The sequence below is a fragment of the Kitasatospora sp. NPDC093806 genome (assembly GCF_040683335.1).
In the GTDB taxonomy this organism is placed as follows: domain Bacteria; phylum Actinomycetota; class Actinomycetes; order Streptomycetales; family Streptomycetaceae; genus Kitasatospora.
Genome location: NZ_JBFBDO010000107.1, coordinates 1 through 11,733, shown reverse-complemented (window position 1 = coordinate 11,733; position 11,733 = coordinate 1). Strand labels below are relative to the sequence as shown.

Here is an 11,733-nt window from a genome sequence, read left to right as displayed (position 1 = left end):
CCGGGCCTCGTTCGCGTTCCGGCCGTTTCTCAGCGCCGGACGCCGTGGACGGCTTCCGGGTCGGTGGGGGAGAGCGGGGCGGCGTCGGCGGCCCCCACGGCACCGGCACCGGCGCCGGCGGCCTTGGCGGCCGGGGGCGGGGTCACGTAGACGGGGGTCGGCTCGGCGCCCGGCTCGCAGGTCTTGGCGATGCGGCCCTTGCCGGCCGGGAGGCTGCCGTCGCGCAGGTACGCGGTGAAGGTGTCGTCCAGGCAGGCGTTGCCGTGGAACAGGATCTCGTGGAAGCTGCCGCCGTTCTGCACGACCAGCTTGGCGTTGGGCAGCGCGTCGCGCATGGCGAGCCCGCCCTCGTACGGGGTGGCGGCGTCCTCGGTGGCCTGGAAGAGCAGCACGGGCGGCAGGCCCTTGCCGGTGATCTTCAGCCGGCCGGCCCGGTTGCCCTCGTAGGGCCAGAACATGCAGGCGGCATTGTACCACATGTTGTTATAGGTGTAGAACGGCGCGACGGCGTCGACCTTGGCCTGGTCCTTCTTCCAGTACTCCCAGTCGCGCGGCCAGGCGTTCTCGGTGCACTGCACCGCGTTGTACGCCGGGAAGGCGCCGTCGTCGGCGCCGGGCGCCGCGTAGCGGTTGTAGGCGATGGCGAGCGGCCGGGTGTCGTGCTGGTTCAGGTAGGCGGAGAGCACGGTGGCCATCCGGGGCCAGCGCAGGAAGTTGTAGCCGCCGCCGTAGAAGGTGTCCTCGAACTCGGCCGGGCCGATCTGCGGCCTCGACCTGGTCGTAGGCCTTGCGGACCGCGGCGGGGTCGGTGCCGAGGTGGTAGACGTCGTCGGCCTTGGCGGTCCAGGCGGTGAAGGCCTCGAAGCGGCGCTGGTGCTCCTTGTCCTGGAGCTTGTTGTGCTCGTACCAGCTGATGGTCGGTCCGACGATGCTGTCGAGGACCATCCGCCGGACCCGGGACGGGAAGAGCTGGCCGTAGGTGGAGCCCAGCGAGGTGCCCCAGGAGCCGCCGTAGAAGTTGATCTTCGGCTCGCCGAGCGCCCGCCGGATGCTGTCCATGTCGCGCGCGCTGTCGACGGTGGTCATGTGCGGGAGCAGCCAGGACCAGTCGGCCGCGCAGTCGGACGCGTAGCCGGCCGCCTTCTTCAGCCAGGCCTTCGCGGTGCCCTGGCCCACCTGGTAGTCGGGGCGCTCGCCGTCGAAGTAGTGCGGGTCGCAGACCACGTGGGGTTCGCTGCCGTTGGTGCCGCGCGGGTCGAAGCCGATCCAGTCGTAGGTCGAGGCGACGTCGGCCGGGAGCTTGGCGGAGATGGAGGCGGGCATCCAGAGCCCGGAGATCCCGGGGCCGCCGGGGTTGAGCAGGATCGGCCCCTGCCGCTTCTCCTTGGGCGCGGTGGCGGGGAGGCGGTCGAGCTTGATCCGGATCTTGCGGCCGTGCGGGTCGGAGTAGTCCACCGGCACGTCGAGCATCGCGCACTCCAGCGCGGGGGTGGCTTCGTCGTGACAGGACTCCCAGACCAGCTTGCCCTGTCCGGTGTCCGCCAGTACGGCGGCGGCGTCCAGGCCGGCCTCGGGGCCGGAGTCGGGTTCGGCGCCGACGGCCGACGCGCCGCCGAGGGCGGCGACGGCGGTGGCCGCGGCGATGAGGGCGATGACTTTTCTCATGGGGAGCATGATGTGATATGTGCAATGTCACAGCCACTCAATTGTCCTCCCGTTATCAAGCTGTGACGGGCCGTCGGACGGTTCGGGGGCGTCCGGTCGTGGTCGGAACGGCTGCCCTGACCTGGTACTGTTCTTCCTGTCGCGAGGGAGAGACTTCCTCGCCAGGCGTCAGCGGTGCTACCAGAGCACGTCCCACTTTCAGTGGGGAGAGTCCGTGCGATCCGGGCCTGGCGCTCCACGGTCGAACGGACCCGACACCTCCTCAGGTGTCGGGTCCGTTCGCGTTTCGCCGGGACGTCAGGGGCGGCCCGCCGCACGGGCCAGCAGTGCCGCCGTCTCCCGGCCCGCCCGGACGGCGTGCTCGGCCTCGGTGGCCACGCAGTGCCCGGCGACCGGGTCGTACTGGGCCAGGATGACGCCGGAGTGGTCGCTGTCGAGCTCCAGGAACTCCGCCGCCGGGGTCAGCAGGACCGCGTTCAGATCGCGCGTGGCGTCGGCCGGGACGAGGAAGTCGCGGGTGCCGTGGACCAGGAACAGCGGGACCGGGCTGGGGCGGCCGGCGAGCGCGGCGAGCAGGACCTCGCCGGTGGTGACGGTCGGCAGGACGTAGCGGGAGGCGATGCCGACGGCCGCCGTGGGGCGCAGTTCGGCCGGGGTCTCCGGGTGGGTGGCCGCGGCTATCGCCTCCTTGCCGGACTTCGACCAGCCGGCCAGCACGAAGCCGAGCGCGGGGTCGCCCCCGTAGTCGGCCGCGTGCAGACGGGCGTGCCGCAGCGAGGCCAGCAGGTGCTCCCGGCCGCCGTCCGGTTCGTCGGAGCGCCAGTCCGGGACCAGGACGAGCAGCCCGTGGCCGGCCGCCTCCCGGGCCAGCGGGACGAGTTCGCGCCGTTCGTCCGGGCCCACACCGTGCCAGAGCAGCACGACCGGCCACGGCCCCTCGGTGCCGGGCGCGGGGCGGTGGACGTCCAGCAGCCGGCCGGGCGCGTACTCGACGGTCTCGAACGGGGTGGTGGCCATGGTCATGCGCGGTTCTCCTCCGGTTCGGACAGGTGTTCCGAGCTGGTACTGTTCTTCCTGTCGCGAGGGAATGATCCCTCGTCAGGCGTCAGTGGTGCTACCAGAGCACGTCCCACTTTCAGTGGGGAGAGTCCGTGCGACCCGGGCCTGGCGCTCCAAGCCGGACGAGGCCCGGCACCCTTCACGGGGTGCCGGGCCTCGTCCGCGTTCGCCTTCCCGGTCCCGTTCCCGGTCCCGTTCCCGCAGGCCCCGGTTCAGGCGACCGGGCGGTCGGAGCCGAGTTCGCGGGAGATCCGCAGGCCGACCTGGGCGACCACCGGGCCGAGCGCGCGGACCCGGGCGGCGGTCATCCGCGAGGTCAGGCCGGAGACCGAGAGCGCGGCGGTGACCTCGCCGGTGTGGTCGAAGATCGGGGCGGCGACGCAGCGGACCTCGGGCTCGTTCTCCCGGTCGTCGATCGAGTAGCCGCGGACCCGGATCCGGGCCAGGTCGGCGCGCAGCCGGGGCTCGTCCGCGATGGTCCAGGCGGTGACGGGCCGCAGCCCGGCCGCGACCACCTCGGTGACCGCCTCCTCGGGCAGCCAGGCCAGCATCGCCTTTCCGGTCGCGGTGCAGTACGCGGGGGCGCGGCTGCCGACCCGGGAGGCCATCCGGACGTTGGTCTCGTCCTCGACCTTGTCCAGGTAGACGATGCCGGGCGCCTGCCAGACGGTCAGGTGGACGGTCTCGCCGGCCTCGCGCTGGAGCCGGCGCAGGTGCTCGGCGGCGACGCTGCGCAGGTCGAGGGTGGAGAGGTAGGCCTGGCCGAGCCGGAGCGAGCCGTGGCCGAGCCGGAACCAGCCGGTCTCCCGGTCGCGGTCGAGCAGGTGCTCGTCGAGCAGCGGGCCGGTCAGCCGCAGCACGGTCGACTTGTTGAGGTCGAGCGCCTCGGCGAGCTGGGCGAGCGGGACGCCGCGCCCGTCGCCGTGGTCGCGGACGTAGCCGAGGACGGACAGGGCCCGGCGCAGCGAGGAGGACTGGTTGCGCTCGCCCGCGGCCTTCCTCGGTCTCGCCGCGCCCGGCGTGTCGGCCGCCTTCTCCGTCATCGGTCCCTTCCCCTCTCGTCCCGCCCGCGGACTGCGGCGGTCGTCGAACCGTACCCCTCGGCGGGGCGTTCGCCGCGTTTTCGATACAGCGTTGTGCACTGCAAAACTTCGCGAACCGGCTCTTGTTGCCCGTGAGCGGCCCCGCCTAACGTCCCTGCCATCGAGCAGGCGACGCGGCCCACCCGAGCGGTCGACCTGCCGTACCCCCGCACCACCACCCCCACATCCATGCGTTCACCGCACCCACCATCGGCCCCGGTCAGGGCCTGCACCGACGTGCCCGTCCCCAGCGGCGCACGTCGCGGCGGCAGCTGTCGGGAGGGGAGGCATCCACCCATGCGCATCGTCAGACGGACCACCGCGGCCGCCGTCCTCGCCGCCACCTGCCTCGCGGCCGCCGCCTGCTCGCCGGGCACGGCGCTGCCGGCCGGCGAGAAGGCCGCCGACGACCGGACCGGCACCCTGCAGGTCTGGCTGTACAACGAGGCGGGCAACGCGGCCAAGGAGGCGGTGGTCGCCAAGGCGGTCGCCGAGTTCCAGGCCTCCCACCAGGGCGCCACGGTCAACGTCAGCTACATCGACACCGACGCCTCGGCCCGCGCCGCCAAGATGAAGGGCGCGTTCAACGACCCCAACAGCGCCCCGGACCTGGTCGAGTTCGGCAACACCGACCTCCCCGGCTACGTCGCCGCCGGCGGCCTCGCCGAGATCGGCGCCGACCTCGACAAGTGGAAGGACAAGGCCGACCTCGACCCGGTGATCGCCAAGACCGCGGTGCTGGACGGCAAGACCTACGGCGTGCCCTGGTGGGTCGCGGTGCGCGCGCTGTACTACCGCACCGACCTGTTCACCGAGGCCGGGCTGGCCGCGCCGACCTCGTACCAGGAGCTCGTCGCCGCCACCGCGAAGATCCACGCCGCGCACCCCGACACCTTCGGCATCGCCGTCGGCGGCAAGTACACCTTCGGCGCGCTGCCGTTCGTCTGGGACGCCGGCGGCGACATCGCCACCAAGGACGGTGGCACGTTCAAGGCGGCGATCAACTCGCCCGCCTCGCAGGCCGGGATCAAGCGCTACACGGACCTGTTCGGCGAGAACGGCTGTCCGGCCCAGCAGTGCGCCGACCTCACCGGCGGCAAGACCGTCGACCTGTTCGCGGCCGGCAAGTCCGCGATGGCGATCCTGCCCAACTCCAGCCGCAGCAAGGTGGACGCGGGCGCGGCCAAGGGCAAGTACGCGGTCGTCCCGCTGCCCGGCGAGAAGCCCGGCTCGATCGCCCCGGCCTTCGCCGGCGGCAACAACCTCGGCGTGATGAAGGCGGCCAAGCACCGCACCCTGGCCGTCGAGTTCGCCGAACTGCTGGCGAGCCCGGCGTACCAGGAGCAGATGTACGACGCGATGGGCAACCTGCCGACGCTGCGGGCGGTCAGCGCCAAGGTGGCCGGCAAGGACGCCTTCCTGAAGCCGTTCACCGACACCATCGCGGCCGGGACCAAGTTCGTGCCGCTGGACCAGGCGTGGACCCAGATCGACGCGCAGGCGGTCATCCCGACCATGCTCCAGCAGGTGGTCACCGGCAAGGCGGACGTCGCGAAGGCCTCCGGCGACGCCGCCACGCAGATCACCTCGGCCTTCGCGGCCCGCTGATCTCCGGCCCCGTCGGCGCATCCAGAGAGCAGGTCCCGTACGTGTCCGCACCCACCACGACCGCCCCGGCGGCGCCGCCTTCCCCGAGCGGGCGACGTCGGGGTACCGGCCCGGCCGCGCCCCCGCGCGGCCGGCGCCGGCCCCCGCTGCTGCTCCTGCTGCCGGCCGCGGTCATCATGATCCCGCTGGTCGCCTACCCGATCTACCAGCTCGGCCTGCTGTCCGTGCTGGACTTCGGCCAGGCCCAGGCCTCCGGCGGGGTGCCGACCAGCTTCGTCGGCCTCGGCAACTACCGGACGATCCTGAGCGACGGGCAGTTCTGGTCGGTGCTCTTGCAGACGATCGGCTTCGCCGCGTTCTGCGTGGTCGCCACCCTGGCCGTCGGTGCCACCCTCGCGGTGCTGCTGACCAAGGTCCGCCGGGTGCCCCGGCTGGTGCTGACCACCGCCGCCATGGCGGCCTGGGCGGCGCCGGCGATGACCGGGTCGACGGTGTGGAGCTTCCTCTTCGACACCAACCTCGGCCTGGTCAACAAGACCCTGGTGAGCCTCGGCCTGGACGGCTTCCACGAGTACAACTGGTTCTACGACAAGTGGACGGCGTTCCTGATCGTCGGCGCCGTGGTCGTCTGGCACTCCTTCCCGTTCGTCATGGTGACGCTGTACGCGGGCATCAAGGCGATCCCGGGCGAGATCCTGGAGGCGGCGGCACTGGACGGCGCCGGCACCTGGACCACCTTCCGCCGGATCACCGCCCCGATGCTCCGGCCGATCCTGACCATCGTGGTGATCCAGTCCGTCATCTGGGACTTCAAGGTCTTCACCCAGATCTACGTGATGACCGAGGGCGGCGGCATCGCCGGCCAGAACCTCGTCCTCAACGTCTACGCCTACCAGAAGGCCTTCGCCTCCTCCCAGTACGGGCTGGGCGCGGCCATCGGCGTGATCATGCTGCTGATCCTGGTCGTCCCGACCGTCCTCTACATCCGCTCGCTGCGCCGGACGGGGAACGAGATATGAAGACCCGTAGCCGTCGGCGGTACGCCGCCGACACGACCGCCCTCGTGGTGGCCGCCGTCACCGCCTTCCCGATCTACTGGATGGTGCTGTCGGCCTTCAAGCCGAAGGGCGAGGTGCAGTCGCTGGACCCCCGGCCGTGGACCGCCCACCCGACGCTGGACAGCTTCCGCCAGGTGCTCAGCGTCGACGGCTTCGGCCGGTACTTCCTCAACAGCCTGGTCATCGCGCTGTCGGTGGTGGCGCTGTCGGCGCTGGTGGTGTTCCTCGCGGCGGTCGCGGTGACCCGGTTCCGGTTCCGCTTCCGCACCACCGTCATGGTGATGTTCCTGATCGCCCAGATGATCCCGGTCGAGGCGCTGACCATCCCGCTGTTCTTCATGTTCCGGGACGCGGGCCGGTTCGCGCCGGGCGTCGGCCTGAACACCCTGGCCTCGCTGATCCTGGTGCAGCTGGCGTTCTCGCTGCCGTTCGGGATCTGGATGATGCGCGGCTTCGTCGCCGCCGTGCCGGTCTCGATCGAGGAGGCCGCGCAGATCGACGGCGCCGGCCGGACCCGCATCCTGTGGACCATCCTGCTGCCGCTGGTCGCCCCGGGCCTCGCCGCGACCAGCGTGTTCTCCTTCATCGCGGCGTGGAACGACTTCGTCTTCGCCAAGACCTTCATCATCAGCGCGACCGACAACCAGACCCTCCCCTCCGCGCTGCTGGTCTTCTTCAAACCGGACGAGAACGACTGGGGCGGCATCATGGCCGCCTCGACGCTGATGACCGTGCCGGTGCTGATCTTCTTCATCGCGGTGCAGCGCAAGCTGGTCTCCGGGCTGGCCGGCGCGGTCAAGGACTGAAAGTCCGTGGTGGAGGAGCTGCGGCGGGTGTAGCGTCCGGCCCGTGGAGGTGGGGTTCATGGACCGGGGGCGTGCCGACGGGCAACTCGCGCAGATCGCCGAGACGGTGGGCCTCGCCCGCCGTCTCGGCACCCGTGTCTGGCTGCGCGGCGGCTGGGCGATGGACTTCTTCCTCGGCGAGGTGACCCGCCCGCACGAGGACATCGACTGGTTCGTGCCGGCCGCCGAGGCCGCCGTGCTCGCGGCGGGGCTGCGGGAGCTCGGGTACGAGCCGCTGGACGGGGTGCCGCCGGAGCAGCAGCTCGACTTCGTCAAGGACGGGCTGGAGTCCAGCTTCACCCTGGTCGAGCCGACGGCGGACGGCCGGGTGCTGGTGGCCGGCGGCCCCTGGGCGGGGACGGCCTGGCCGGCGGGGCTGCTGGACGGGCCGCCCGGTGCGCTCGGCGGCGTCGGCTGCCCGGTCGTCGCGCCCGAGGCGCAGATCGAGATCAAGCGGACGATGCCGGTCTGGGACCCGCGCCGCCCGCGCCGGGCGAAGGACGCCGAGGACATCGCCCGGCTCCGGGCCGCCCTGGACGCGCCGTCCGGTGGTCGGCCAGGTCCGGACGGGAAGGTCTAGGCCGCCAGGGTCTGCTCCGCCGAGGGGGCGCCGATCAGGGTGAACACCGCGCCGCCGTCGTCCCGGACCACGGCCCGGCGGCCGAACGGGGTCGGCTCGGGGTCGCTGAGCACCGTGCCGCCCAGCTCGCGCACCCGCTCCGTCGCGAGGTCGGTGTCGGCGGCGCCGAACTGGACCGCCCAGCCGGGCACCGGCCGCCGCCCGATCCCGCCGGCCGGCAGCCCGTCGACCCGGAACACCGTGGCGCCGTCGACCTCGCGCCCGTACGCGTAGCCGAAGACCCGCCGGTAGAACGCCCGGGCGGTGTCCGGGTCGGGGGAGTGCTGCTCGCTCCAGCTGAACGCGGCCGGTTCGTCGACCAGGCCCGCGCCCTGCCAGAGCAGCCCCTGCCGGAGGCCGAACACCGCGCCGACCGGGTCGGCCGCGATCGCCGCCCAGCCCTGGTCGGGCACCTCGTACGGCTCCCGGAGGATCCGCCCGCCGGCCGCCCGGACCGCCTCGGCCGCCCGCGCGACGTCGGCCACCGCGAGGTAGGTCGTCCAGGACTGCTCGGCGCCGGGCGGCCGCGCGGTGAGGCCGGCGACCTGGGCCCCGCGCAGGGTGGCGACGGTCCAGCCGGGCAGTTCGACGAACTCCCATTCGAACAGGCCGCCGTAGAAGCGCCGCGCCCGCCCGAGGTTCAGCGCGCCCAGCTCGACCCAGCAGGGGACGCCCTCGTGGTACCGGCCCGCCTTCGGCATGCCGCAGCCTCCTCGCCCCGGGTGTCCTCGGCCCGGGTGTCCCTCGGCCCGGGTGTCCGCGCCCCCGGCCAGCGTCCGTCCGGGCGGGGCGGCGGGCAACCGGGCGGAGGGCCGGGCGGGCCGCTCAGGAGACGCCGAGCGGGCGGAACTGGATGCTGATCCGCGGCCCCACCGGCCGGGCCGTCTTCGGCACCGCGTGCTCCCAGGTCCGCTGGCAGGAGCCGCCCATCACCAGCAGGTCCCCGTGGCCCAGCGGGTGCCGCAGCACCGGTCCGCCGCCGCCCCGGGGCCGCAGCAGCAGCGCGCGCGGCTCGCCGACCGAGACGATCGCCACCATGGTGTCCTCGCGCGCCCCGCGGCCGATCCGGTCGCCGTGCCAGGCCACGCTGTCCCGCCCGTCCCGGTAGTAGCAGAGCCCCAGGGTGCGGAACGGTTCGCCCAGCTCGCGGGCGTAGTGGGCGCTCAGCGCCGCCCGGGCCGCGCCCAGCGCCGGGTGCGGCGGCGGGTCGCCCTCCCGGCAGGAGGCGAGCAGCCGGGGGACCTCGACGGTCCGCTCGTACATCTCGCGCCGCTCGGCCCGCCAGGGCACCTCGGCGGCCAGCTGTTCGAACAGCTGGTCCGCGCCGCGCAGCCACCCGGGCAGGACGTCCACCCAGGCGCCCGCGCCCAGCACCTCCCGGCGCGGGCCGGCCGGCGGCCCGAGCGGTCCGAGGGTGACGCCGGTCTGCGCGGGGTCGTCGAACAGGGAGGGCTGGAGGTGGACGGTGGCGGTGCGCATGGGTCCAGCGTACGCCGAGAATCGAACAGATATCCGAATGGTGGGGTCGGGCAGGGTTCAGAGCGGGACCACCGTGAGGGTCCGCTCGAAGAAGTTGGTGACGTAGAGCCGCGTTCCGTCCGGGCTCACCGCGACGCCGCGCGGTCCGCCCGGGACGGTGATCGTGCGGGCGACGGAGCGGCTGTCGAGGTCGATCACGGAGACGGTGTCGAACGGGAAGTGGGCCACGTACAGCCGCTCGCTGTGCCGGTCGACCGCCACGCCGTACGGGCCTCGGGGGACCGTGATCACCGCCTGCGGCTGGGCGGGCGTCGGTCCCTTCACGTGGAGGGTGAGGTTGGCGGCGTCGTGCACGGTGATCGTGCCCTCGAAGTAGTTGCTCGCGTAGAACTGGTTGGCGTCCGCGGCGATGCCGACCGGGAAGTCGATGCCGGTGAGGGTGCCGAGGGGCTTGGTGAGGAGGTCGGAGACCATCACCTGGTTGTCGATGGCGTTGGCGATCAGCAGCAGCTCGGGGTGTTCGGTGAGCGCCAGCCCGTACGGCCGGGCGTTCATGCCGGAGTCGAGGGCGATCGTGCCGGTGTCGGTGTCGTAGACCTTGACGAAGGTGGAGCTGTTCTCGGCGACGTAGAGGCGCTTGCCGCCGAGGTCGACCGCGACGCCGTACGGGCCGGTGGCGACCGGGAAGGTCGTCGCGACCGTGTTCGACGTGGCGTCGATGACGCTCACCGTCCCGTCGAGGAAGTTGGTGACGTAGACCCGCAGGCCGTCGCGGCTCGCCGCCACGCTGTGCGGGCCCTCGCCCACCGGGATCGTCTCGAAGGCGGGGCGGCCGGCGCGGTCCGGGCCGGTGGCGGGGGTGGTGGAGACTGACATGCTCGGCTCCTAGGTGCAGCCGCAGGCAGGCAGGTGGGATGGGCGGCGTCCGCCGGAGGGTTCGGGTCGCCTGGCGCGGAGAAGGCCGTCGCACTTCGATCGTACGCCCACCGATCGTCGGCGGCCGTGGGGCCGGAACGCCGTGACAGCGCGTTGCCGTGACGCTGTGTCGCCGCGGCCGGTCCCGCCGCTCCCCGGTCCTATCGCAAGCGGTGTCCGAAACCCACCGGCGTGGCCGACAACAGGCCAACGTCCCCCACCAGGTGGGTCGGTCGTTCGTGAGGCGTACAAGCGTCCGGGCAGGGGATTTATCCGACGATCGGATCTGACGGAGCGTCAAAGGATGGCCGAATAGCGGCCCTAGTGGTGTGAATATGCCATTGGAATGTTCGTCAGATGAATTCCGGCAGTAGCCTTCCGTGTCGAACCCGCCACTGCTCGTGGCGGTTCGGCCGGTGTCCGGCGGGTACGCCCGGCTGCGCCCAATCCTCCCCGAACCCTCCGAAGGAGCCCGAGTGCCGGGTATCGACGAGTGCCTGTCCGAGGCGATGACGATCGCCGGAGCCCGCGCCGCCAGTCTGATCGACTGGAGCAGCGGGCTCGCCCTGGGCAGCGTCGGGGTCAGTCCGACCGGAGACCACGACACCACCGCCGCGGAGGCGACCGACCTGGTGCGGGCCGCGGTCGAGGGCGCGACCTTCACCTCCTCGGAGGACCGGAAGACACCGCTGCAGGACATCATCGTCACCGCCGGCCGCAGCTACCACCTGCTTTGCTTCATCGATACCGTCTTCGACAGCCGACTCGTCCTGCACCTCTGGCTGGACCGCACCGAGGGCAACCTCGCCGGGGCCCGCTACCGCCTCCAGTCGCTCGCCGAGGAGCTGGTGCTCGGATGACGAACCACACCGTCGGTGACGGCGGCGGGCGCGGTGACGGCGGCGGTCGAGGCGACCTGGCCACCGGGACCGTCGCCGGGTTTCGGCCACCGGACGCGCCGCCGGACACGCTGCCGGACGCTTCAACGACCGCGCCGGCGGCCGTTCCGGTCCCCGTCCGCCCCGGGTGGACCCCCGGCGCGGCCGTCGAACGGCTCGCCGCCGAATGCGCCACCGGCGCCCTGCGCGGTCCCGCCGGCACCGTCTACCTCGTCGACGGCCTGGTCGCGCACGCCGAGTCCGACCGGGCGCCCGGCCTGGCCACCCTGCTCACCGTCTGCGGCCGGGTCGCCCCCGAGGCCTGGGAGGAGGCCGTCCACCGGTTCGGCCCGTACGCCCGGGTCGGCGAGGCGCTGGTCGAACACGGCCGGCTCACCCGCGGCGAACTCGAACTCTGCCACCTCGGCGCCCTGTACGAACCGACGCTGCACCTGCCGGGCGTCGAACTCGCGGTGCTGGTCGGCGTCCCCGCCGGGGACGGCGACGAACGGCTGGTCGCCCTGG

Annotated in this window: 12 protein-coding genes and 1 pseudogene; 6 read left to right on the top strand and 7 right to left on the bottom strand. The window is 72.7% G+C overall.

From position 1 onward, the window contains the following. Positions 1–29: 29 nt before the first annotated feature. From AB0N76_RS32665 to AB0N76_RS32650, 4 genes are all read right to left on the bottom strand, one after another. Positions 30–578, bottom strand: a complete 549-nt coding sequence (locus tag AB0N76_RS32665; protein ID WP_363563394.1) for an alpha/beta hydrolase — start codon at positions 576–578, stop codon at positions 30–32. Next, the gene (locus AB0N76_RS32660; RefSeq protein ID WP_363563392.1) at positions 484–1,665 is read right to left on the bottom strand and encodes an alpha/beta fold hydrolase; all 1,182 of its coding nucleotides are present in this window, start codon (positions 1,663–1,665) and stop codon (positions 484–486) included. Before AB0N76_RS32660 ends, AB0N76_RS32665 begins: the two co-directional genes overlap by 95 nt. A gap of 297 nt (positions 1,666–1,962) precedes the next feature. Beyond that, a complete protein-coding gene (locus AB0N76_RS32655) occupies positions 1,963–2,688 on the bottom strand; it encodes an alpha/beta hydrolase (protein WP_363563390.1) in 726 nt (241 codons plus the stop codon). Between the two features lie 248 nt (positions 2,689–2,936). Next, positions 2,937–3,767: an IclR family transcriptional regulator gene (locus AB0N76_RS32650; protein ID WP_363563388.1), complete on the bottom strand. Its 831-nt coding sequence runs from the start codon at positions 3,765–3,767 to the stop codon at positions 2,937–2,939. A gap of 336 nt (positions 3,768–4,103) precedes the next feature. Between AB0N76_RS32650 and AB0N76_RS32645 the strand changes: the two genes are divergently transcribed. Genes AB0N76_RS32645 through AB0N76_RS32630 form a run of 4 tightly spaced genes read left to right on the top strand, consistent with a single transcriptional unit; the run spans position 4,104 to position 7,897 of the window. Beyond that, entirely contained in the window at positions 4,104–5,414 is a 1,311-nt protein-coding gene (locus AB0N76_RS32645; protein ID WP_363563386.1) for an extracellular solute-binding protein, read from the top strand. Between the two features lie 41 nt (positions 5,415–5,455). Next, entirely contained in the window at positions 5,456–6,433 is a 978-nt protein-coding gene (locus tag AB0N76_RS32640; RefSeq protein WP_363563384.1) for a sugar ABC transporter permease, read from the top strand. Continuing rightward, positions 6,430–7,278: a carbohydrate ABC transporter permease gene (locus AB0N76_RS32635; RefSeq protein ID WP_363563382.1), complete on the top strand. Its 849-nt coding sequence runs from the start codon at positions 6,430–6,432 to the stop codon at positions 7,276–7,278. Before AB0N76_RS32640 ends, AB0N76_RS32635 begins: the two co-directional genes overlap by 4 nt. Positions 7,279–7,336: 58 nt before the next feature. Continuing rightward, positions 7,337–7,897 (top strand): aminoglycoside adenylyltransferase, encoded by a 561-nt coding sequence (locus AB0N76_RS32630; protein WP_363563380.1) that lies wholly within the window; start codon positions 7,337–7,339, stop codon positions 7,895–7,897. Here the strand turns inward: AB0N76_RS32630 and AB0N76_RS32625 are convergent. The 3 genes from AB0N76_RS32625 to AB0N76_RS32615 form a co-directional block, all read right to left on the bottom strand. Next, entirely contained in the window at positions 7,894–8,637 is a 744-nt protein-coding gene (locus tag AB0N76_RS32625; protein WP_363563378.1) for a VOC family protein, read from the bottom strand. The two genes, AB0N76_RS32630 and AB0N76_RS32625, sit on opposite strands and share 4 nt — an antisense overlap. 124 nt (positions 8,638–8,761) lie before the next feature. Next, positions 8,762–9,415, bottom strand: coding sequence for an alpha-ketoglutarate-dependent dioxygenase AlkB (locus AB0N76_RS32620; protein WP_363563376.1), 654 nt, complete (start codon positions 9,413–9,415; stop codon positions 8,762–8,764). A 57-nt stretch (positions 9,416–9,472) separates the two neighbouring features. Beyond that, positions 9,473–10,291, bottom strand: a complete 819-nt coding sequence (locus tag AB0N76_RS32615; RefSeq protein ID WP_363563374.1) for a YncE family protein — start codon at positions 10,289–10,291, stop codon at positions 9,473–9,475. 515 nt (positions 10,292–10,806) lie between these two features. On the opposite strand from AB0N76_RS32615, the gene AB0N76_RS32610 reads away from it, so the two are divergent. Together AB0N76_RS32610 and AB0N76_RS32605 are read left to right on the top strand one after the other, a co-directional pair. Further along, positions 10,807–11,190, top strand: coding sequence for a hypothetical protein (locus tag AB0N76_RS32610; protein WP_363563372.1), 384 nt, complete (start codon positions 10,807–10,809; stop codon positions 11,188–11,190). After that, positions 11,187–11,733, top strand: a pseudogene (locus tag AB0N76_RS32605) (hypothetical protein); the annotation flags it as partial. The gene AB0N76_RS32610 and the pseudogene AB0N76_RS32605, both read left to right, overlap by 4 nt.

Excerpts from the sequence above, each read along its gene's own strand:
- AB0N76_RS32660 (WP_363563392.1), bottom strand. The coding sequence starts at position 1,665 with ATGAGAAAAGTCATCGCCCTCATCGCCGCGGCCACCGCCGTCGCCGCC.
- AB0N76_RS32655 (WP_363563390.1), bottom strand. The coding sequence starts at position 2,688 with ATGACCATGGCCACCACCCCGTTCGAGACCGTCGAGTACGCGCCCGGC.
- AB0N76_RS32650 (WP_363563388.1), bottom strand. The coding sequence starts at position 3,767 with ATGACGGAGAAGGCGGCCGACACGCCGGGCGCGGCGAGACCGAGGAAG.
- AB0N76_RS32645 (WP_363563386.1), top strand. The coding sequence starts at position 4,104 with ATGCGCATCGTCAGACGGACCACCGCGGCCGCCGTCCTCGCCGCCACC.
- AB0N76_RS32635 (WP_363563382.1), top strand. The coding sequence starts at position 6,430 with ATGAAGACCCGTAGCCGTCGGCGGTACGCCGCCGACACGACCGCCCTC.
- AB0N76_RS32630 (WP_363563380.1), top strand. The coding sequence starts at position 7,337 with ATGGACCGGGGGCGTGCCGACGGGCAACTCGCGCAGATCGCCGAGACG.
- AB0N76_RS32625 (WP_363563378.1), bottom strand. The coding sequence starts at position 8,637 with ATGCCGAAGGCGGGCCGGTACCACGAGGGCGTCCCCTGCTGGGTCGAG.
- AB0N76_RS32620 (WP_363563376.1), bottom strand. The coding sequence starts at position 9,415 with ATGCGCACCGCCACCGTCCACCTCCAGCCCTCCCTGTTCGACGACCCC.
- AB0N76_RS32615 (WP_363563374.1), bottom strand. The coding sequence starts at position 10,291 with ATGTCAGTCTCCACCACCCCCGCCACCGGCCCGGACCGCGCCGGCCGC.